Here is a 22,137-nt window from a genome sequence, read left to right on the forward strand (position 1 = left end):
CTTCCTTCTACTCTTTTTTATAGCCTTTCACTTCGTAAGTCGCGGTTATTTCATTAAAATTCAATTCAGATACTAATGTATTTTGCTTTAGAAAATATAAACGATTGGCATCTGAACTCGGTACATGCTCTTCGTAATAAGTTAATACTTTTTTCACTTCATTATATAAAAGTTCTTTAACCTTTTCTATATCTTCTTGTTCTCTGCTTGAAACAAAAACATGTGGTTTATTTGTAGCTGGCAATGTCCCTTCATGTAAATCTTTTTTATTAAATATAATCGCTTGAGGGATTTGTCCCATTTCTAAATCACCAATAATTTGATTTACCGTATCATATTGCGCTCGATATTCCGGATGACTACTATCTACTACATGTAATAGTAAGTCTGCATTTTTAGCTTCTTCTAAAGTGGACTTAAATGCAGCAATGAGCGTTGTTGGTAATTTTTGTATAAAGCCAACCGTATCAGATATAACAAGATTAAATCCATCATTAATTTGAATTTGTCTCGTTTTAGGGTCAAGCGTTGCGAACAACAAATTCTTTTCATATGTTGTTTCTTTAGCTAATGCGTTAAACCACGATGATTTACCAGCATTTGTGTAGCCAACTAGCGCAACTTGAAACACATGATTTTGTTCACGTTTATTACGATATCGTTCACGATGCTCTACTACAGTTTCTAACTGATGCTTTATTTCATTCATTCTTGTTCTTATGTGTCTGCGGTCCATTTCAAGCTTAGTTTCACCAGGGCCTCTTGTACCAATTCCACCACCTAAACGTGATAAACTCCGACCGTGTCCTTGTAATCTTGGCATTAAGTAATCTAATTGAGCTAACTCTACTTGTAATTTACCTTCTTTACTACGTGCTCTTAAAGCAAATATTTCTAATATAAGCTGTGTTCTATCAATGATTTTAACATTTAAATTACCGTTAAGTGTCTTAGATTGCGCTGTTGTCAATTCATCGTTCGCCACGACAACATCAATATCATGAAATTCAACATATGCTTTTATCTCATCTAATTTACCTTTACCAACATAATATTTGTTATCAACGTTCATTCTATTTTGAGTAAATTGCTCTTGAACATCCAATTGACATGTTCTGGAAAGAGATGCCAACTCTTCCATCGTGGATTCGAAATTAAAATCATTGTCTGTTTGAGCATGTACTCCAATCAATATTGCTGTTTCTAATTTTTGTTCGGTTGTATGCGTTTGATATTGGGTCATAACATGCACCTCTTTTCCAAGTTTTCTTAGCTATTCTATCATAGTGTCAATATAAAGACTATAAACTCAAATTGTGTTAAATTAATAGTAAGAGGTGAATTAAGATGACTATATATGACATAGAAGTTCAACAACCAAATGGAGAAACATATCAATTAGACGCATATAAAGATAAAGTTATGCTGATTGTGAATACTGCTAGCGAATGCGGTTTCACACCTCAGTTTGAAGGTTTACAAGAATTGTATGAGAAATATAAAGATCAAGATTTCATTATTCTAGGTTTCCCATGCAACCAATTCGGTGGCCAAGAACCTGGTAACGGAGAAGAAGCAACACAAAACTGCAAAATTAATTACGGCGTTTCTTTTCCAATGCATGAAAAAATAAATGTTAAAGGGGAAAACCAACATCCACTTTTCAAATTTTTAACAGAAGCACAAAATGGGTTATTCAATGAAAAAATCAAATGGAATTTCACAAAATTCTTAGTTGATAAAAAAGGTAACGTTGTTCACCGCTTCTCTCCGCAGAAGAAACCAGGACAAATCGAATCTGAGATAGAATCTCTATTATAATTCGAAATGATTAATCTAGATTTAGTTATCACTACTTATGATAAAACACTAAAAATAGTGACTTAAATCCCATTTCTTATAACAAAGGACTAATTCATTTTAATATGGATTAGTCTTTTTTATATACAAACCTCATCGTTTAAAACATCTATACTCATCTAGAATATAATTTAAGCATATGATATGGCACTATTGATAAAATAAATTCAAACAAAATATTATTTTGATAAATATCACTAAAATAATTAGAGGGAGAGTTGTTCCACGAACTCAAAAATTTCAGGAAAATAAAGAAAACGCCGGTTTCTATTTTGTTGCAATAGAAACCGACGTTTATGCTTTAGACAGAGATGTTTACGCCCTGCCTCTACTACTTTATACATAAAGTATCATGTTAATTTTTAATAGCGTTGTATTTATACTTCCTCATTAGTGTTTGAATCGTCAATCGTAAATGTACTAATCGCATGTTTGTAAATTAAATGCTGCTTACCTTGTGATAATAAGCATACTAAATACTTATCATAATCTTCGATAATACCTTTCATTTGAAAACCATTTACTAAAAACACAACTACCTTTGTCTGATCAGCCTTAAATTGCCCAAGGAATTTATCTTGGATGTTCTCTGATGTATTCATATTATGTTCTCCTTTTCTGTATTTGGACTGAAACCTCTTCTAACATCAATGATAGTGACATTTTCTCTCTATCTAACCACAACACGTCGAGCTTGTTTTTAAACCAAGTCATTTGTCGCTTAGCGTAATTTCTAGAATGTTGCTTTAATTTTTCGGTTGCTTCATCTAAATTTAATTCTTGTTTAATGACTGGTACGATTTCTTTGTATCCTATCGCTTGCATACTTTGACTAGTTTCGTATCCATTATCAACGAGTTGTTGCACTTCACTAAGTAATCCACGTTCCAACATTATATCTACACGTTTATTAATTCTTTGATATAATATGTCACGCGACATTTCTATCCCTAATAATAATGTATCATAATTTTCAGTAAATTGTTGTACTTTCTTGCGAGAACTTAAAAGTTTTTTCGTTTTTAAATAATATTGTATTGCTCTTCTAACTCTTTTTCGATTATTTGGGTGTATGTCTTGTGCAGACACCTCATCAAAAGACGCTAAGTATTGATGCAACGCCTCATTTGATAATTGATCAAGCTCAGATAACTTTGCTTCAATTTCTAAACTTTTTTGTTCAGAAATAGTTTCATCTTCAAAGTCATAATTATAGATAAGCGATTGAATATACAGCCCCGTACCGCCTGCAATTATAGGTACACGTCCTCTTGCTGTAATCTCTTTAATTAACCGTTGTGCTCTATTTTTAAATTCATATGCTGAAAAGTTTTCATCCGGTTCTAAAATATCAATCATATGATGAGGGATACCTGACATTTCGTCTTGCATAATTTTAGCAGTTCCAATATCCATTTGTTTATAAACTTGCATTGAATCACCACTAATAATTTCACCGTCCACTTTCTTCGCTAATTCAATGCTAAATTCTGTTTTCCCCACAGCTGTTGGTCCTACTAATACGATTAAAAATGGTTTGTCGCTTTGCACGTGTATCAACTCTCTTTTTCTATTTGTACTTTTTTAAAATTTGTTTTTCTATCCATTCATACATATGTTGCCATGTTTCAGTATAACCTTGCTCAAATAATACTTCATGTCTCTTGTTTTTATATAAGTGTACAGTAATGTGCTTAACACCTGCTTTTTTATATAAATTACCTAAATTTCTTATTCCTTTACCATATTCGCTTAATGGGTCATCCTTGCCAGATATTAATAAAATTGGAAGATTCGGATTAAGCTTTTTCATATTTTTACTGCTACTTGTTAGTAACATATGCTTAATTGTTTCGTAAATCAATTGGTTAGACACTAAGAAACCTGTATAAGGATCTCTGTTAAATTGTTCCACTTCTTCAGGATCACTAGATAACCAATCACTTGTCGTTAGTTGATTAACTATATTTTTATTAAAGGTTTTATACATAGTGCGGTTCAACCAATTTAAACGACGTTTTTTTCCTGTAATTAGTGTGATTAATTTCAATACTATTCTTAGCAATGAAGCTTTATACTTAGGGTATTGTGTAGTTCCTGATAGAATTACACCTTGTGCAGCATCTGGATATTTTTGAACAAAAATGCGTGCAACAATTGACCCCATAGAGTGTCCAATTACAATGTAAGGAATATTATAATAATGCGCACACATTGTTTGTGCTATTTCATATGTATCATCAGCTACTTGCGATATATTATCTATATGACCTCTTTCACTATCGTCAACCTCTTTACCATGTCCTCTGTGATTATGACGCAATACATCGTAACCTTGCTGATTTAACGATTCTACTAGATGATCGTATCTATCCATATGCTCAGCCATGCCATGAAGTAAATGTACGATACCAATCGTTTCATTTTTTGCCTTATCCAATCTAACTTCTAACATTGTCCCATCTGAAACTGTTATTTTAAATTCATTTTTACTCATGTATTTAGCCTCCCATACTATACGATTATCATTATCTATATTATACAATATACCTTCAAACTACCATGTTATCAAATACTACGCTATACGTTTAGTCATTAGCGAAAATAACTATTACACAAAAAACAGCTACCAACTCAATAGAGTCAGTAGCTGCTTTTATTTTAAACTTTACAATACAAAGTGCCAGATGATTATTCTTTTTCTGCTGGTTGTTGGTTCCCAGTTTGTGCTTCTTCAATTGCAATTTGTAATTCTTTTGTATAAGCTTCTTTTTGAATATTAGTGTAACCTAATAAGTCACCCATAACTTCAATAACTTGTTCTTTATAATTTAATACATCATCAATTTTGAAATAAAGTTTACCAGTACGACGGATAAAGAAATCTGTTGGACGGTACACCATTTCATTTTGTATTGAATAGATTAATTCCGTATAAATATCTAACGGCAATCCAGTATCTTGATGTTGAGCTGTTTGTGCTATTTTGAATAATTCTTCAGCATTAGAACCATATTTAGAAGCAAAGTGACGTGCTGTTGCTTCATCTATTTGATATGATTTTGCTTCTTTAACTTTTTGATCGATGAATTGGTCAAAGTTTTTACTACCACCAACATCTCCGCCAGAAATTGTTAAATGTTTTGTAGCACATTTAGCAAATTTCATGCCGTATTCTTCTTTCAAGCGTTTTGATAATAAGTCTACAATTTCTAAAGCCATGTGACGATAACCAGTTAATTTACCACCAGCAATTGTTAACAGACCAGATTTACCTTCCCAAACTTCATCTTTACGAGAAATTTCAGATGGGTCTTTACCTTCTTCTAAAATTAATGGTCTAATTCCAGCCCATGATGATTCAATGTCTTCATCTTTAACATCTACATCTGGGAACATGTAATTAATTGCATCAATTAAGTAATCTCTATCTTCTTGTGTAGCAAGTGGTGAAGCTTTGTCATTATTGTAGAATGTATCTGTTGTACCTACATATGCTTTACCTTCACGTGGTATAGCAAAAATCATACGACCATCTTTTTCAGTATCGAAATAAACAGCTTGACCTAATGGGAATTTAGATTGATCAATAACAATGTGAACACCTTTAGTTAAGCGTAATTGTTTATTATTTCTAGCATAGTCACCACTGCGTACTTCGTCTACCCATGGGCCACTTGCATTGATAACTTTTTTAGCTTTAACTGGATAAGTTTCATTGTTAATTTGATCTTCTACTTGGATACCATTAACTTGTTCATTAGAATCATATGTGAAATGAACAGATTTTGTATGGTTAATAATCGTTGCGCCTTTTTCTTCTGCACGTTTCATAACTTCTATTGTTAAACGCGCGTCATCAGTACGGTACTCAACATAAGAACCGCCACCTTTAAGACCAGCTTTTTTAACAAGTGGTTCTTTTTCTAATGTTTCTTTAGCATTTAGCATTGTTTTACGTTCTGCTTTTTTAACACCAGCTAATCTATCATACATTGTTAAACCTATAGCAGTAGTGAATTTACCCATTGAACCGCCTTTATGCATTGGTAAAAGCATACGTTCAGGTGTTGTTACGTGTGGACCATTTTCATATACAATTGCACGTTCACGACCAGTTTCTGCAACAACGCCAACTTGTAGTTGTTTTAAGTAACGCAAGCCACCATGTACTAATTTAGTAGAACGTGAACTTGTACCTTGTGCAAAGTCTTGCATTTCTACTAAAGCAACTTTCATACCTCTTTGACTAGCATCTAAAGCAATACCTGCTCCAGTAATACCGCCGCCAATAATGACAACGTCAAAATCTTTATTTTTCAAATCTTTCTTGATCTGTTCTCTTTTTAATGTTGATAAACTCATAAAAACTAGGCCTCCTAAAATAATAAAAAAAGAGAGACTCATCCCATACATATATAATTGTACGAACGAAATCTCTCATTTCTCATCTCTGTATTATTAACTTACCCATATTGTAGCATACATAACAACATTTAGTCTATTTTTTTATTCATCTTCTAATTTAAAAACTTGAGTTGCTTCTACAGCTTTCTTCCAGCCTTTATATAATTTTTCTCTTTCTTTATCTTCCATATTAGGCGTAAAGTCTTTTTCAAGTTTCCAACGATTAGCAATTTCATCTTTACTATCCCAGAATCCTACTGCAAGTCCCGCTAGGTATGCAGCACCTAAAGCTGTCGTTTCATTAATCTCTGGACGTTCTACACCAACATTTAACAAGTCAGCTTGAAATTGCATAATGAAATTATTTTTTACAGCGCCACCATCAACACGTAAATTATTCACTGTAATGTCAGAGTCTTTTTCCATAGCTTCTAATACATCACGTGTTTGATAACATAATGATTCTAATGTTGCGCGGATGAAATGTTCTTTTTCTGTACCACGTGTTAAGCCGAAGATTGCACCTCGTGCTTCTGCATCCCAATAAGGTGTGCCTAGCCCAACAAATGCTGGCACAACATATACACCTTCTGATGATTCAACACGCTCTGCGTAGTTCTCTGATTGTGGTGCAGAATTAATCATTCTTAGACCATCACGTAACCATTGGATTGCAGAACCAGATACAAAAATAGAACCTTCAAGTGCATAATTCACTTTACCATCTATCCCATATGCAATCGTTGTTAACAAACCACTCTTAGATGTAACAGCTTCTTCCCCTGTATTCATCAACATGAAACCACCAGTGCCGTAAGTATTTTTCACATCACCACGGTTAAAACAAGCTTGTCCAAATAAAGCGGCTTGTTGGTCACCAGCAATACCAGAAATTGGTACTTCTTTACCGAAGAAGTGATAATCAATAGTATTTGCATAGACCTCACTTGATGCTTTTACTTCAGGTAGCATAGAATTAGGAATTTCTAAAATATCAAGTAACTCTTGATCCCATTCTAAATCGTGAATGTTATAAATTAATGTACGACTTGCATTTGTATAATCTGTAATATGTGCTTTACCGCCAGATAATTTCCAAACTAACCACGAATCAATCGTTCCAAATAATAGTTCGTCATTGTCAGCTTTTTCTCTCGCGCCTTCAACATTATCTAAAATCCATTTTACTTTTGTACCTGCAAAGTAAGGATCTAATAGCAAACCAGTCTTCTCACGGAATTTATCTTCGAGACCTTGTTCTTTTAAATCTTGACAAATGCTTTGAGTTTGACGAGATTGCCATACAATTGCATGATAGATAGGACGTGACGTTTCCTTATCCCATACTACTGTTGTTTCACGTTGGTTAGTAATACCGATACTAGCGATTTGATCTGCACCGACATTTCCTTCATTTAAAACTTCGGCGATAACCGCTAAAACGGATGTCCAAATTTCATTCGCATCATGTTCTACCCAACCTGATTTAGGGAAGTATTGCTTAAATTCGCGTTGTGCTACACCTTTGATTTTACCGTCTTGGTCAAAAAGAATCGCTCTTGAACTTGTAGTTCCTTGGTCAATTGATAAGATATATTTTTCCATAATTATAATCTCCCTTTTATCATGTTCGATTTCTACATAGTATATGTAAAATTTGACATTTTACACGTCTAGTTTACACATTGCCAAATATCATTCTATACAAACATGCTTTTATTACTTATATTTATATATTATAAAGCCTGTTTATATTTTAACTTATAAACAGGACTGTTGAAACTTAATTAATAAACGGATTCGATACCTTTTGCACTTTTAGATTTATTTAACACAATACCAAGGGCAATTGTAACTATTAATAATACTATCGCTACAACTGACATCATATCAAATGCCCCTTTGTAAAATAATCTATAAATAACCGCACCAATCATACCACCTGTTATTGGACCTAAAACAGGTACAATTGCATAACCCCAATTCGAATTGCCTTTACCAGCAATTGGTAATATTGCATGTGCAATACGTGGGCCTAAGTCACGTGCTGGGTTAATCGCATAACCAGTTGGACCACCTAAACTTAAACCGATTGCAATAATCAAACTACCAACGATTAATGGATTTAAACCATCAGCGATTTTATTCATACCTATAAACATTAAACCTAATGTTAGAGCAGCAGTACCAATAATTTCACTTAAGAAGTTTGCAAAGTAGTTTTTAATTGCAGGCGCAGTTGAGAATACACCTAATTTTGCGCCTTGATCTTCCGTTTGTTTCCAGTGTGCTAAATACATTAACCAAACAACGATACCACCAGTGATACCACCTAGAATTTGGCAAATGATATATCCTGGTACCATCCCCCAACTTAAAGCACCGTCCATAGCAAACGCAATCGTTACCGCGGGATTAAGATGCGCACCTGAAATATTACCGACAGCATAAACTCCCATTGTAACCGCAAGTCCCCAACCTAATGCAATAACAATCCAATCCGCGCCGTTACCAGCACTTTTTTTCAAATTGACGTTGGCACAAACGCCTCCCCCAAATAATACTAATATTGCTGTTCCCAAGAATTCAGCAAAATATACACTCATAGAGACTCCTCCTAAAAATAGATAGAGAGACCCCTACAATTATAGCCAGTTTCGAACCACCGGTTTAATTACTGTAGAAATCTCCCATCTCTGTTCTAATTATTAACTTGAATTCATCTTACACTGATATTGTAAGCGTTGTCAAATACTTTGTTGAAAACTTGTCACAAATTAATCTTCAATAACACCATTTTCAGTAATAAAGAATTGCTTAGTTTCGCAATTAATTTGTGCTTCAACGCCATAAGGCAATATATGTTTAGGTTCGTTATGACCAAATGACAAATTATATAATATAGGTAAATGCTTGAGCGTCTCTACGTTGAAAAAGGTCAATATTTCATCTTTATATTGTTCATAATAAACATTGTTAAATGGTTTACCGAATATGATACCGTTAACTTTATGGAACACCCCTTTTTCAAATAATTGAAACAACATCTCTCTAAATTCATCAGGCTTGGGCATATCTTCCGAAGTTTCTAAAAATAAAATCGTCTGTTCAAAATCATTTAATTGTGGAAACAATTCAGAATCTTTAATATCTACGAGTGTTTCCAAATTCCCACCTATTAAGTGACCTGTGACATTCACTCGCCCTTGAAGCAATATATATCCTTGTTGTTGCACAATTGGTCTCGCGATTGCTTTATTTTCAATGTTCCAATTTAATCCATAGGGTCTGATGTATTTTGCAGGCCTCACTTCTCCTATTGACTGACTATTAAACCAATTCTTTTCTATATCTTTTATAGTATAAGAATCCATGTTAACATTCTCTGCAAAATCCGTTAACAACGCTGGACCATAAAAACTAGTGATACCCATTTTATAAAACATCATGTGTACTGTTGTTAAATCTGAATATCCTGAAAAAATTTTTGGAAAGCTTTGAAGCGCTTCACAATCTACATAGGGCCATATCCTAATTGCATCATCTCCACCAATGCTACTGATAATAGCTTTAACCTCTCTATCTCTTATAGCTTCATTTAAGTCTGAGGCACGCAACTCTGGATGTTGTTGTGTAAAGGCACTCCCCTTCAGTGCATGTGGCATTATTTTTACTTTCAAACCGAAAATTTCTTGTAACCTTTGAATTCCTTGATAAGTGCGCCACACAATAGAATCATCACCTGCGATACCTGATGATAGAGACACAATAGCAACCGTATCTCCTCGGTTTAACTTTTGTGGTTTCAACATAATTTCTACCCCTTTTAATAATATTATAAAAAAAGCTAGCTCACTTAATGCAGTTTTGAGATTACCTTATGCTTAAATGGCTAACTTTTAAATTTAATTTATTATTTAAGAATTGATTTTTGTAAAATGCTTTGCTGTCCATTTCAATTTAATTAATTAAAACACTATCGCCTTACCATAAATGCCTGTCGCTTGTAGTAATATACTTTGCGCCATTTTCGACCGCGATTTCAACTTCATCTACTGTGTTAATAAGGCCTCCAGCTATTACAGAAGTATTTGTTTCTTCATTAATAATTTGAATTACTTTACTGGCAATTCCAGGTAAAACTTCAACATAATCAGGTTCTACACGCTTAATTAGTTCTATGCTTCGTGATAAAGCGTGACTATCTAATATAAACACTCGAAAAACAGTCGTTGTATTCAGTGATTTTGCCTTATTGATTACCTTTGTTTTAGTAGAAACTATGCCTTTAGGATGATAATTTTGTATAATATATTCGCATGCAAATTCATCGTGACTCATACCTTTAATCAAATCGATATGCATATACGTTTCAATTTTATTCTTCTTAAGTAATTCCATGATACTTTTTACATGTCCAATATGTGTATCTAGTAGCACACACTCTTTATAATCCGTTTGTATCATTTTCTCCAAGTCTTTCATTGATCGAATAGCTGGTAAAATATATGGCTTCATCCACTAACCTCCTAGATAATTCGTTTGAACAGTCGCTCTAATTCATAATTTGAAAAGTTTATAATAATCGGTCTGCCATGTGGACAAGTAAAAGGGTCCTCAGTTTCTCTCAGTTGATTAACTAAATCGGCCATTTCGTTATTTTTTAAATAGTGATTGGCTTTAATGGATTGCTTACAACTCATCATAATTGCAGCATCTTCACGTATTTTTTTAACATTAACTTTCTTATGCTCTAATACGTATTCAATCATATCTTTTATGATTTCTTCCGCTTCAGACGCTGGGAACCAAACCGGGTAACTATCTACTATATAATCATTTCCTCCGAATGGTTCTAAATGCACACCAACTTTGTCTAATTCTTCTTTATGTTGATTGATAATCATCAATTCGTCTGTAGAAAAGTGGAATGTTAAAGGAATCAATAAATTTTGACTTTCATTTGAAACTTCCCCGATTTTCTCTCTAAAATACTCATATTTAATCCGTTCTTGAGCTGCATGTTGATCAATCATATACATACCTTGTTCATTTTGAGCAATTATATAAGTACCATGTACTTGGCCGACTACTTCCATATAAGGCACACGTCTTGAGGCATCTTTACTAACACTACCTTTGATATCTTGATTTGCGATATCTTGCGCCTTGTCATCTTGATTAAAAGTTTCGTGTTGGTTGTTCTGGTGAAGTATTGATTCTTGTTCATGGTTCTCCATTTCATCTAATAACGCTCTTTGAGTTTGTGCGTAATCGTCATTTTTGACATTCGTTTCCCGTATAGTTGATTGAATATCATCATCTTGCATATTTTCAGTATTATATTGTAATTGAGCTTGCGATTTTGGTTCATGGCTTTCTCGATCTTCATGACTTTGTACCTCATCATGAAAAGATTGTTGTTGAAAGTCGTTTTGTTGTTGTTTACGTTTTTCAAAATCCATTTTTTGCTGTTCAAACTTATCTAGCACTTTATTTTTCTTAGTAATTTTATCCATATCATTTTGCGGAATCAAAATACGATCTTGAAATGCTTCACGTATTTTTTCAACTATTAATTCAAAGAGTTGGTCTTCTTTGGAAAGTCTTACTTCTAATTTAGTCGGATGCACATTGACATCTACAAGTATAGGATCCATTTCTATATTAATATAACAAATAGGGAATCGACCAATCATCAACAGCGTATGATAGCCTTCCTGAATTGCCTTATCTAGTAAAAAGTTTTTAATATATCTACCATTTATAAAAATAGAAATATAATGTTTATTACTTCTAGAGTGCTCTGGCTTTGCGACATAACCTTCTAAATGGTAATCACTCGTATCTCCAGTAATATGAACTAAATCTTTAGCCACTTTCATACCATATATTTCAGCCATAACTTCATTTGTACGTCCAGAGCCATTTGTTTTAATAATAGTTTTACCATCAGAAATTAGTGAAATACGTATATTCGGATGACTCATTGCCATACGATTCACAATATCTGTTATTTTACCTAATTCTGTATATAAACTTTTAATATACTTGAGGCGTGCAGGTGTATTGTAAAATAGTGATTCCACTAAAATATCAGTACCACGTTTGGCTTTTGCTGGTTTTTGATTAAGGATTTCACCATTTTCGACATAAATTTCTTGTCCCTCTTCACTATCTGTACAAGTCTTCAACGTCACTTTCGACACTGAAGATATACTTGCTAAAGCTTCTCCACGGAATCCTAAAGTACGTATATGGAACAAATCATCATCTTGATCTAGTTTACTCGTTGCATGACGATGAAATACGAGTCCTAAGTCATCTATGGCAATCCCTGTACCATTATCGACGACACGGATTGATTCAACACCAGACTGTGCTACTTCTATATTGATTTCGGTCGCTTGGGCATCAATGGCATTCTCCAATAATTCTTTAACTACTGATCCTGGACGTTCAACAACTTCTCCAGCAGCAATTTTATTTGCTAATGATGTCTGTAACTCTTTAATTTTACCCATTTGACTTCACCTCTATTTCAATTGTCTTTGTAATTCGCTTAGTTTCACAAGTGCTTCTATAGGCGTCATATTAGATAGGTTTAATGTTTTAATTTCATTTTCAATTTCACTTTGTTTTGCAGATGTATCAAATAAATCAAAGGCTGCCTGTTCAAATTGACTTTGTTCTTGGCTAGCAGATTGCTTAGCATCTGGTGTTTGATATTCGTAACTTACTGGCGAGTCATTTACTGAGTGACTATATGGATCGTTGCTACTATGCTCTAATTCTACCGTATTAACTGCAACTTTAGTTTCTTGTTTATTGTTTTGTTCAAAAGCATCTAATATTACTTGAGCTCTATCAATCACTTCGTCTGGTAAATTTGCTAATTTAGCTACTTGTATACCGTAACTATCATCAACTGCACCATCCTTCACCTTATGTAGGAATATCAATTCACCTTTATATTCATTTGCTGCAACGTGTACATTTTTTAAACAAGGCAGCGACTGATCTAGTGTAGTCAATTCATGGTAATGTGTTGAAAATAATGTCTTAGCATTTGAAGTGTGTGCAACATATTCAATCATCGCTTGAGCTAATGCCAAACCATCATATGTAGAGGTACCACGCCCTATCTCATCAAAAATGATTAGGCTATCTTCAGTAGCGTGAGCAAGCGCTTTTTGGGCTTCTAGCATTTCAACCATAAAGGTACTTTTACCTGAAACTAGATCATCTGCAGCACCAATTCTAGTGAAAATCTGATCAAACACAGGTAAAGTTGCCGATTCACATGGCACATAAGCACCCATCTGCGCCATAATACTAATAATGGCTACTTGCCTCATATAAGTCGATTTACCTGACATATTTGGACCAGTAATCAAATATATAAATGTATCTTGGTTCAGTGCACAATCGTTCGGTACGTAGTCATTATGATCCATCACACGCTCTACAACTGGATGTCTCGAATTGATAAGCTCTAACGTTTTATCTTCGCTAAAAGTAGGTCGTGCATAATTATATTTTTGGGCAATTTCTGCAAAACTCTGTAAACAATCAAGCTCAGATATAACTTTTGCTTGTTGTTGTAATCGTTCTGTGTATGATTTAATTTGTTCTCTAAGCTCTACAAACAATTGATATTCTAGCTCAATCGCTTTGTCTTCAGCTCCCAAGATAATATCCTCTTTTTCTTTCAACTCATCTGTTATAAAACGTTCGGCATTTGAAAGAGTTTGCTTTCTGTGATAACCATATGCTGTCGGGTCAAAACCTTGTAAGTTAGCTCTTGTAATTTCAATAAAGTAACCAAATACTTTATTAAAACTAATCTTCAGTGATTTAATACCAGTTCTTTCACGTTCTTTAGCCTGTAATTCTGCTAACCATGTTTTCCCATTTTTCGAAGCTTCTAAATAACTATCTAATTCAGTGTTAAAACCAGCTTTAAACAAGCCACCCTCTTTAACTGAAATCGGGGGTTCTTCTTTTAAACTTTCTTCTAATAAAACCAGTAAATCATCTAAAGGTTCTAATGCTTTAAACTGTGCAGTCATATGTTCATCGAAATCATCTAATAAGTGCTTAATATTTGGAATTTCTGAAATTGAGTGTTTCAGCTGAATCAAATCACGTGCATTGACATTACCATAGCTAACACGTCCCACTAATCTCTCAATATCATATACTTGATTTAAATGATTACGTAAAGTATCCCTTTCAATGAAGTGATTTATAAATTGACCAACTGTATCTAAACGAGACTCGATTTGTGATTTTTGGATAAGTGGACGATCTATCCATTGCTTTAAGCGTCTAGCTCCCATAGGCGTTTTAGTTTCATCCATCAACCATAGCAATGTACCTTTTTTAGTTTTCAAACGTATGCTTTCGGTTAATTCTAAATTACGTTTTGCATAGAAATCCATTTTCATAAAGTCAATAGCTTCGTACTTAATCACGGTTTCAATATGTGATAAATCTCTTTTTTGTGTATGGTGAATATAATCTAATAATAATTGAGTTGCATTAAACAATAGCGTTTCATTCATATTATTAACTTCATAATTCGCATTAGAAATATCTGATAACACAGTAATTGTCTCCGTCGTTAAACTAATTTGGTGTTTTAACATTTCGCCAATCTCTTCATTAACTACGATTTCATTAGGATTAATTGTTGTGATTTCATTAATTAATGTTGCTTCATCTTCAAAATGAGTAGCCTTTAATTCTCCTGTAGATACATCACAATAACTTAACGCATATGATGATGCGTCTTGGATAAAACTTAATATATAGTTATTTTGCTTTTCATCGACACCACCTTGATCCATCACTGTGCCTGGTGTCACTATACGCACTACTTCTCGACGAACCATTCCTTTTGTCTGCCTTGGATCCTCCATTTGTTCACAAATAGCTACTTTATATCCATTACTAATTAAAGTTTCAATATAACCGTCCGCAGAATGATAAGGTACGCCGCACATTGGTATTGGATCTTCCTTTTTAGCGTCACGTTTTGTTAATGTTATTTCTAATACTCTAGATGCAACTTTAGCATCTTCGAAAAACATTTCATAAAAATCCCCTAATCTAAAAAATAAGAGACAATCTTGATATTGCGATTTGATTTTTAAATATTGTTGCATCATTGGCGTTTGATTTGTCATATTAGTACGTCACAGTCCTTTTTTAAATTCTTATGTATTTTTCTTAAATTTTGTTAGCTTATAAATTAAAATAATGATTAATTTTCATCAAAAATTAGGCATATTTATCGCTTCATATACATGTGATACTATGCATTTTGGAATACTTTTCATTGATTTTTTTAATCATACCCGCTCATTTTCTTTAACTAATTTAGTTAATTTAACTCTTAAATTCTAACATATGTTTTCAATTTTCGCCCATTTATTAAATTAATATACAGACACCAACTGACTAACTAAATCTTTTCATGAGTTAAATATTGATATGAACAAAAAAATTAAGGCAACTTTGTATATGGTCGATTTAGTAGATCTACTTAAGTAGCAAATCTATCAAATCAGAATCATATTAGTAACAAAGTGCCTTAACTTGATTTATTAAGATTGATTATAAATATTTTTTTAATATGCCTTTTCTTTTCAATATCATTAAAATGATATAACTTATGATGGCACCGATGACACTCGATACAATAAAGGCTGTCATTAATGGTTTAACAGCAAAATTTGAAAAACCTAAAATCCATGCTAACGGTATACACATTATACTACCGATAATGCCCGTACCTATTACTTCACCCACTGCCGCCATAAAGATATGTTTACGATAAAAATAGAAAGCACTAGCTAGCAACACGCCTACCATACTCCCTGGGAAAGCAAAGAAACTTCCTGTACCAAAAATCATGCGTATGATAGATGAAATAAAAGCTTGAGCAAGCCCAAACCATGGTCCTACAAGTACAGCACATAACACATTAACTAAATGCTGAATTGGCGCTGCTTTCACTGGACCTAATGGAATTACAATAATACTACTTAACACAACGTTTATAGCAATAAAAATTGCAGTTAGCGTTAACTTTCTCGTCTTCATATGGCTCATTTCCTTTCCAACAAGTTCCACCACAATCTCTGTTAATCTTTATCTTCTTGTTGTTGATTTAAACGATCTGACATGGTACTAATCATCATTTGTAATAATTCGTTAGCTTCGGTCTGAGATTCTCTAAACTCTTCTACGATAGGCAAGATATTAATATCTTCTTCAATATGCTGGATTTTATCCTCAGAAGCTTTTAAAGCTTGTGTCTTACCGTAGTTTTGTAAGTTAACCGATTGCTTTTGATTTTTTTTTAATTCTTTCATGCGTTGTTCTATATTTTTGTTTTGATGTATTTGCGATTCGACATTATGATAATCTTTGACTGTATCTAAAGCTTTTATGCGTTCACTAATACGATCCGCTTCAGCTAAAATTTCTTCTTTTTCATACATTATTGTGTCACCACCGCTTGTTCAGTTACATTTAAAAATGTACCATTAAGAGAAAATTGTTTCGCTTCATCTACTTGTACATCTACAATTTTACCAATCATAGATTTAGGCGCTTTAAAGTTGACTAATTTGTTTTTTGAAGTATAACCTGCTAAGACTGTATCGTCTTTTTTACTTGATCCTTCACATAAAACTTGTACAACTTTTCCTTCATATTCTTGCATAGCACGCTCAGAATAGTATGCCACCTTTTTATTCAACTGTTGTAATCTATCTTTTTTCACATCTAAAGGAACGTTATCTTTCATTTTAGCTGCTGGCGTACCATCTCTTTGAGAATAAATATACGTATATGCATGTTCAAACTCAACTTCATCATAAAGCGTTAATGTTTCTTCAAATTGTTCGTCTGTCTCGTTTGGATAACCAACGATGATATCAGTAGTTAAAGCAACATTAGGAATTCTAGACTTAATGCGATTAACTAAGTCTAAGTAACTTTCACGTGTGTATTTACGTCCCATAATTTTAAGCACAGCATTATTACCCGATTGAACTGGAAGGTGAACGTGCGGAACTATATTTCCACCGTTAGCAATAACCTCAATCATTCTATCTGTAAAGTCCCAAGGATGACTCGTTGTAAACCTGACTCTTGGGATATCAATTCGAGAGATATCTTCTAACAAATCGCCTAAACCATATGCTAAACCACCTATGTCTTTGCCGTAAGCATTAACGTTTTGCCCTAACAATGTAATTTCTTGATACCCTTGACGTGCTAAATCTCTTACCTCTTCAATGATATCTTCTGGTCGTCTACTACGTTCCTTACCTCTTGTGAATGGAACAATACAGTATGTACAAAACTTATCACACCCATACATAATATTTACCCACGCTTTGATATTACCTTCTCTTACTTTTGGAAGGTTTTCAATGACGTCGCCTTCTTTTGACCAAACTTCAACTACCATTGCTTTTGATAGATAAGCTTCTTCAAGTATTTCTGGTAAACGATGAATATTATGCGTTCCAAAAATCATATCAACATTTTGGTATGACTTTAAGATTTTATTTACGACAGATTCTTCTTGGGACATACATCCACAGACACCAATTACTGTTTCTGGTTTCTCTTTTTTCAAATGTTTTAAGTTCCCGATTTCACTAAATACTTTATTCTCCGCATTTTCGCGAATTGCACATGTATTTATTAAAATTACGTCTGCTTGATTAATATCTTCCGTTGGTGTGTAACCTAATGCACCTAAAATACCAGCCATTACCTCTGTATCATGCGCATTCATTTGGCAACCATATGTTTTAATTAAAAATGTTTTTCCTTGTCCCATGTTTCTATATTTCTCATCTATTTGAAAATCACGGTTATAATTAATTTCTTCTTTTCCGCGTTTACGTGCTTCTTTTAAACTTGGCGGTTGATACACGTGTTCAAAATACTTGCTATAGTCTTTTTCCTTTTTATCTCGTTCCGCTAAAATATCTATAGAAGTACTTTTTCTTTGTTCTTCATTCACTCTACAAAACCCTTTCTATATCATAAAAACTAAGAACAAGTATTTTAAAATATCCCTCAAGATTCTGTTTTTCGACCTTGACGTTCAAAGTTCTATAAATTTATCCATAGTCATTATTACATTATATTAAATTTAACTTCAAAGTGCAAAAAGGCTAATAAATAATCAGTCTATTGCACAATATTCTCAATACTAAAATTATCAAAACCATATTTTAGTGTTATAAAATACAAATGAGGGAGCGGGAAAGAGCTTCTGACTGAAATCATATCTTTCTAAAATGATTATGTCTGGGCTCAACTTCCTGCTCCCTTAAATATAATGATATTCTAATTCACTTATTACATGTACTTTATCTAAAATTCAGACCATGCATGGTAATTCAACTAATTTATATCCATTAAACATAAATATAGATTATAGACAAATACCGTATATATAGTTAGTCTTTTAATGTAATTTTACGTATTAAATTTTAAACTTCATCGTATTTTCCAGTAAGTGTCTCAATAGTAATACCTTCTGGGACATGATAAAACTTAACTTGGCTTATTGTACTAGGTATCTCTAATTCAACCATACGCTCGTTTAATTTTTGAATTAAGATTAAGCACTCATTCATTTCGCCTTGAACTGTTGTTTCTAATGGCCCCACTCTGTAAGTTAATCCCGAATCATCAATGATTTTAATTGCTTCATCTACGTATGGAATAACATCTTCTCCGTTGGCGGTTTTAGGAATAATCTGAATACTCATCAAAGTATCATTCATGTTATTACAACCCCTTAACTATTTAACTTAATGTTATTTTATCAAATTATAAGTTAAAGGCATAGTTAAAAGTCAATGACAACTTAAAGCGTGTTAATGACTAGTAATCAAAAATCTTCTTCTATCTGTTTCATCATCATCATTTTTGCAATCATGCCACCATCAGCAGCTGAATCTAATAATTGACCCGCAAAATTATTTTTAGCTTCACCAGCTACATACAATCCTTCAACAGATGTTTCTCCGTATATATTCGTTTCGAATTTACCATCTTCGTCTCTCGTTATACTTAATTGATTTAAGAAATCAAATTGTGTATCCCATTGCATCTTTGCAAATGCACCTTCTACCGCAATAATTTGCTCATCGATTAACTCAATGCCGCTTATATATCCATTGTTGCCAATCAATTGTGCAATAGGTTCTGTATAAATATTAATACCTTTGTTGTTTAATATTGTTTTGTCTGCTTCAAGAATCTCCTTTTCTCCATTTGTAAACACGACTAAGTCTTGTGAAAAGTTACTTAACAGTTTGACCATATGAAGCAACGATTCACCTGAAAAAATAATCGCAAGTTTTTTATTACGCATTTCATAACCATCACACCAAGGGCAATAAAAGATAGATTGGCCATAAAAGTCATTAAAATTTGTAATATCCGGACCATACTCTCTTAATCCTGTAGCTATTAACACTTGTCTCGCATTAAATGTCTGCGCTTGTGTTCTGACTATAAATGTCTTATCTATTTTCTCTATTTGTTTTACATGCGCTTCTAAGTAAGTAACATCTTTATATTTAGCCACATCTGCTTTAGCTTTTCTTTTAAATACGGTTGGTTTAATACCATCTTGCGTTAAAAAACCATGGGACAGTTGAGTAACCCTATTACGTGGTTTATCCTCGTCGATGATAAGTGTTCGTTTCATACCTCTACCGAAATTTAATGCAGCATTTAATCCTGCCGGACCTCCACCAATAATAATTACATCATAATACATTTGACTCGCTACTTTATACCTTTTAAAGACTTATAATATCTATAATTAGTTTAAATTATAAGAACTTAGCTATTCGCCAAGTCCTTTAATGTCTTACCTTCTAAATTAGTAATTAAACTATGCTCTGCTTCGTCCATTATTTGTTTAATTGGACATTCTTTAGCATGATTAAAACTATCTTCTAATAAGCTTTGCTTGCCATCAATGGTAGTAATCACTTCATATATAGAAACGTCTTCCCAACCAGCTTTTAATTGATAGCCACCTTTGGCACCACTACTAGCGGAGATAATACCTACCTTTACGAGGCGTGTCAATATTTTAGATAAATATGTCGTTGAGACTTTTAGTGCTGTTGCTAAATCTTGTACTGGAATCCTACTAGATTCACCATCGCTTTTAATCATATATAACAGTGCATGTAGTGCATAGTCTGTCGCTTTAGAACATTTCATATTTTATCAACTTCCTAATTATAGATATCGTTAGTCTACAATAACTTAGTTAGTGATGATTTGCAAGAACTGTTATTAAAACTCCTATATTGATTTAACTATTGCAGTGGTAAATTCATCCATAAATTGACTCCAATTATGCTTATCTTCACGACTTTTTTTGTTATATTTTTGGTTGTTAAAACACATTTTTCTTAAGTCAGGAGTTAATTCTAATTGTACACCTGCACCTGTTTTGCAACAATTAATGATATTATCATCATGAGCAGCTGAAATATGTTCTGGTGCTTGTTCTACATTTATATTCAATTGCTCAAATTGTTTAGTCATTTCATGAATAAGTTTTTGGTCTTTCCCTCCGATATAAATGATATTCCCGTCACCGTCACAACCATGAATTGCTACTGCATTTGTTTTGTTCTTTATCATTTCTATCAATACAGATTGATCATAATTTCGAGAAGTTACATGTAAATCTTCATTTCCTTTTGATTTAGTACCTTTAAAAGAAAAATAATCATACTCACCTTTTTTCGCAGTTAAATCAGCGATTTCAGTTGTTCCAGGTTCGATACCTCCACCATGTATCGCAGCAATAATTACTTGACTACCTAAGTTGCGAGTTACAATTTCCCAGTCATTATTTTCAGTTGTCTTCGCTTCCAATTCTGACATTGAATTATACTTATCATTCATATAAAAACCCCCTCCAAAGTTTCTATATTTGTCTTTCCCTCACGCCCGTGCTACTAACTTAAGATTTTGTAAAACTCAACTTAAGATTTGTAATTATCAAACACAATGAAATTATTTTTTATATCATTTGCTCTACATTGTTTATCGCTTTATTTATAGCTGTTGAAAATAAATACATTAACTGTGACCAATTCTGCCTATTTTCTCTATCATTTAAATTATACTTGTTATTATTAAAATATTGTTTTCTTAATGCCACGGTTAATTCTAGTTGAACTCCAGCATTTTTGGGGCCTGCGTTAACAAAATTATCCATATGCATACCGGCAATATGTGAAGGCGCAGGTTTAACAATGATATTTACTTTTTCTAGTTGTAATTTTATTTCAGATGCTAGTTCTAAGTCTCTACCACCAATATAAACTTCAGGTGCATCCCCCATACATCCATGTATAGATACAATATTATGATGATTAGATACCATTTGCATAAGTTTTGGTTCATCAAAATGTCTTGATGTAACATGTAATTCATTATTTTTATTATTCCTTATACCTTTAAAGGTATAAAAGCTATGGTTACCTTGCTCACTAATTAACTGTGCTATTTCTGTCGTTCCTCGTTCAATCGCCCCACCATGTATTGCAGTTATAAGTGTTGCTGATTTCTTACTTAATGTTAATATTTCCCATTCTTTATGTTCTGCAGTCTCTGCAATCAATTCAGTCATCGACTTAAATTTATCAACCATAAATATTGCCTCCGTCATTTAATAGCCTTATAAAATTTCATAGTAAATTCATGTTTAAATCAAAACATAAAAAACTGTTACACTATCGCTAATTGTATTTTGGCATATTTGCCTAATCTAATTGGTCAATAATGTAACAG

20 protein-coding genes are annotated in these 22,137 nt (G+C 33.1%); 1 reads left to right on the forward strand and 19 read right to left on the reverse strand.

Annotated elements, in window-relative coordinates; all coding sequences use genetic code 11:
* Nucleotides 1–7 precede the first annotated feature (7 nt).
* On the reverse strand, nt 8–1,243 hold the full coding sequence (hflX, locus tag ACM591_RS09165; RefSeq protein ID WP_038678405.1) for a GTPase HflX: 1,236 nt from the start codon (nt 1,241–1,243) through the stop codon (nt 8–10).
* A 104-nt stretch (nt 1,244–1,347) separates the two neighbouring features.
* Here hflX and ACM591_RS09170 point away from each other — a divergent pair, with 104 nt between their 5' ends.
* Nucleotides 1,348–1,821: a glutathione peroxidase gene (locus tag ACM591_RS09170; protein ID WP_029377419.1), complete on the forward strand. Its 474-nt coding sequence runs from the start codon at nt 1,348–1,350 to the stop codon at nt 1,819–1,821.
* 416 nt (nt 1,822–2,237) lie between these two features.
* On the opposite strand, the gene hfq is transcribed toward ACM591_RS09170, so the two are convergent.
* From hfq to ACM591_RS09260, 18 genes are all read right to left on the reverse strand, one after another.
* Nucleotides 2,238–2,462: an RNA chaperone Hfq gene (gene hfq / locus ACM591_RS09175; RefSeq protein ID WP_029377420.1), complete on the reverse strand. Its 225-nt coding sequence runs from the start codon at nt 2,460–2,462 to the stop codon at nt 2,238–2,240.
* 1 nt (nt 2,463) lies between these two features.
* Nucleotides 2,464–3,411 (reverse strand): tRNA (adenosine(37)-N6)-dimethylallyltransferase MiaA, encoded by a 948-nt coding sequence (gene miaA, locus ACM591_RS09180; RefSeq protein WP_326026955.1) that lies wholly within the window; start codon nt 3,409–3,411, stop codon nt 2,464–2,466.
* A gap of 19 nt (nt 3,412–3,430) precedes the next feature.
* Nucleotides 3,431–4,357: an alpha/beta hydrolase gene (locus ACM591_RS09185; RefSeq protein WP_135058937.1), complete on the reverse strand. Its 927-nt coding sequence runs from the start codon at nt 4,355–4,357 to the stop codon at nt 3,431–3,433.
* 194 nt (nt 4,358–4,551) lie between these two features.
* Nucleotides 4,552–6,225: a glycerol-3-phosphate dehydrogenase/oxidase gene (locus ACM591_RS09190; protein ID WP_029377423.1), complete on the reverse strand. Its 1,674-nt coding sequence runs from the start codon at nt 6,223–6,225 to the stop codon at nt 4,552–4,554.
* 144 nt (nt 6,226–6,369) lie between these two features.
* A complete protein-coding gene (gene glpK, locus ACM591_RS09195; protein ID WP_029377425.1) occupies nt 6,370–7,872 on the reverse strand; it encodes a glycerol kinase GlpK in 1,503 nt (500 codons plus the stop codon).
* Between the two features lie 182 nt (nt 7,873–8,054).
* Entirely contained in the window at nt 8,055–8,873 is an 819-nt protein-coding gene (locus tag ACM591_RS09200; RefSeq protein WP_029377426.1) for an MIP/aquaporin family protein, read from the reverse strand.
* 171 nt (nt 8,874–9,044) lie between these two features.
* Entirely contained in the window at nt 9,045–10,079 is a 1,035-nt protein-coding gene (locus ACM591_RS09205; RefSeq protein WP_326008868.1) for a S66 peptidase family protein, read from the reverse strand.
* Nucleotides 10,080–10,251: 172 nt separating this feature from the next.
* Nucleotides 10,252–10,785, reverse strand: a complete 534-nt coding sequence (locus ACM591_RS09210) for a glycerol-3-phosphate responsive antiterminator (protein ID WP_029377428.1) — start codon at nt 10,783–10,785, stop codon at nt 10,252–10,254.
* A gap of 11 nt (nt 10,786–10,796) precedes the next feature.
* Nucleotides 10,797–12,791: a DNA mismatch repair endonuclease MutL gene (gene mutL / locus ACM591_RS09215; protein ID WP_029377429.1), complete on the reverse strand. Its 1,995-nt coding sequence runs from the start codon at nt 12,789–12,791 to the stop codon at nt 10,797–10,799.
* A 12-nt stretch (nt 12,792–12,803) separates the two neighbouring features.
* Complete coding sequence (gene mutS / locus ACM591_RS09220) at nt 12,804–15,458, reverse strand: DNA mismatch repair protein MutS (RefSeq protein WP_326026958.1); 2,655 nt, start codon at nt 15,456–15,458, stop codon at nt 12,804–12,806.
* 430 nt (nt 15,459–15,888) lie between these two features.
* A complete protein-coding gene (gene thiW / locus ACM591_RS09225; protein ID WP_029377431.1) occupies nt 15,889–16,377 on the reverse strand; it encodes an energy coupling factor transporter S component ThiW in 489 nt (162 codons plus the stop codon).
* 41 nt (nt 16,378–16,418) lie between these two features.
* On the reverse strand, nt 16,419–16,778 hold the full coding sequence (locus tag ACM591_RS09230) for a YlbF family regulator (RefSeq protein ID WP_029377433.1): 360 nt from the start codon (nt 16,776–16,778) through the stop codon (nt 16,419–16,421).
* Nucleotides 16,778–18,319, reverse strand: coding sequence for a tRNA (N6-isopentenyl adenosine(37)-C2)-methylthiotransferase MiaB (gene miaB, locus ACM591_RS09235; protein WP_326026959.1), 1,542 nt, complete (start codon nt 18,317–18,319; stop codon nt 16,778–16,780). Before miaB ends, ACM591_RS09230 begins: the two co-directional genes overlap by 1 nt.
* A 475-nt stretch (nt 18,320–18,794) precedes the next feature.
* A complete protein-coding gene (locus ACM591_RS09240) occupies nt 18,795–19,091 on the reverse strand; it encodes a thiamine-binding protein (RefSeq protein WP_029377435.1) in 297 nt (98 codons plus the stop codon).
* A 107-nt stretch (nt 19,092–19,198) separates the two neighbouring features.
* Nucleotides 19,199–20,095: an NAD(P)/FAD-dependent oxidoreductase gene (locus ACM591_RS09245; RefSeq protein ID WP_029377436.1), complete on the reverse strand. Its 897-nt coding sequence runs from the start codon at nt 20,093–20,095 to the stop codon at nt 19,199–19,201.
* Nucleotides 20,096–20,160: 65 nt separating this feature from the next.
* Nucleotides 20,161–20,550: an RrF2 family transcriptional regulator gene (locus tag ACM591_RS09250; protein ID WP_070050478.1), complete on the reverse strand. Its 390-nt coding sequence runs from the start codon at nt 20,548–20,550 to the stop codon at nt 20,161–20,163.
* Nucleotides 20,551–20,634: 84 nt separating this feature from the next.
* Nucleotides 20,635–21,246, reverse strand: coding sequence for a poly-gamma-glutamate hydrolase family protein (locus ACM591_RS09255; RefSeq protein WP_326006398.1), 612 nt, complete (start codon nt 21,244–21,246; stop codon nt 20,635–20,637).
* A gap of 118 nt (nt 21,247–21,364) precedes the next feature.
* On the reverse strand, nt 21,365–21,997 hold the full coding sequence (locus tag ACM591_RS09260) for a poly-gamma-glutamate hydrolase family protein (protein WP_029377439.1): 633 nt from the start codon (nt 21,995–21,997) through the stop codon (nt 21,365–21,367).
* Nucleotides 21,998–22,137: the final 140 nt, after the last annotated feature.

It is taken from the genome of Staphylococcus sp. Ze2 (assembly GCF_048568365.1).
GTDB classification, from domain to species: domain Bacteria; phylum Bacillota; class Bacilli; order Staphylococcales; family Staphylococcaceae; genus Staphylococcus; species Staphylococcus xylosus.

Coding starts and splice junctions, on each gene's coding strand:
- ACM591_RS09250 (WP_070050478.1), bottom strand. CDS start 20,550: ATGAAATGTTCTAAAGCGACAGACTATGCACTACATGCACTGTTATAT.
- mutL (WP_029377429.1), bottom strand. CDS start 12,791: ATGGGTAAAATTAAAGAGTTACAGACATCATTAGCAAATAAAATTGCT.
- hfq (WP_029377420.1), bottom strand. CDS start 2,462: ATGAATACATCAGAGAACATCCAAGATAAATTCCTTGGGCAATTTAAG.
- mutS (WP_326026958.1), bottom strand. CDS start 15,458: ATGACAAATCAAACGCCAATGATGCAACAATATTTAAAAATCAAATCG.
- ACM591_RS09240 (WP_029377435.1), bottom strand. CDS start 19,091: ATGAATGATACTTTGATGAGTATTCAGATTATTCCTAAAACCGCCAAC.
- ACM591_RS09210 (WP_029377428.1), bottom strand. CDS start 10,785: ATGAAGCCATATATTTTACCAGCTATTCGATCAATGAAAGACTTGGAG.
- ACM591_RS09190 (WP_029377423.1), bottom strand. CDS start 6,225: ATGAGTTTATCAACATTAAAAAGAGAACAGATCAAGAAAGATTTGAAA.
- ACM591_RS09170 (WP_029377419.1), top strand. CDS start 1,348: ATGACTATATATGACATAGAAGTTCAACAACCAAATGGAGAAACATAT.
- thiW (WP_029377431.1), bottom strand. CDS start 16,377: ATGAAGACGAGAAAGTTAACGCTAACTGCAATTTTTATTGCTATAAAC.
- ACM591_RS09200 (WP_029377426.1), bottom strand. CDS start 8,873: ATGAGTGTATATTTTGCTGAATTCTTGGGAACAGCAATATTAGTATTA.
- ACM591_RS09205 (WP_326008868.1), bottom strand. CDS start 10,079: ATGTTGAAACCACAAAAGTTAAACCGAGGAGATACGGTTGCTATTGTG.
- ACM591_RS09245 (WP_029377436.1), bottom strand. CDS start 20,095: ATGTATTATGATGTAATTATTATTGGTGGAGGTCCGGCAGGATTAAAT.
- hflX (WP_038678405.1), bottom strand. CDS start 1,243: ATGACCCAATATCAAACGCATACAACCGAACAAAAATTAGAAACAGCA.
- ACM591_RS09255 (WP_326006398.1), bottom strand. CDS start 21,246: ATGAATGATAAGTATAATTCAATGTCAGAATTGGAAGCGAAGACAACT.
- ACM591_RS09260 (WP_029377439.1), bottom strand. CDS start 21,997: ATGGTTGATAAATTTAAGTCGATGACTGAATTGATTGCAGAGACTGCA.
- ACM591_RS09185 (WP_135058937.1), bottom strand. CDS start 4,357: ATGAGTAAAAATGAATTTAAAATAACAGTTTCAGATGGGACAATGTTA.
- ACM591_RS09230 (WP_029377433.1), bottom strand. CDS start 16,778: ATGTATGAAAAAGAAGAAATTTTAGCTGAAGCGGATCGTATTAGTGAA.
- glpK (WP_029377425.1), bottom strand. CDS start 7,872: ATGGAAAAATATATCTTATCAATTGACCAAGGAACTACAAGTTCAAGA.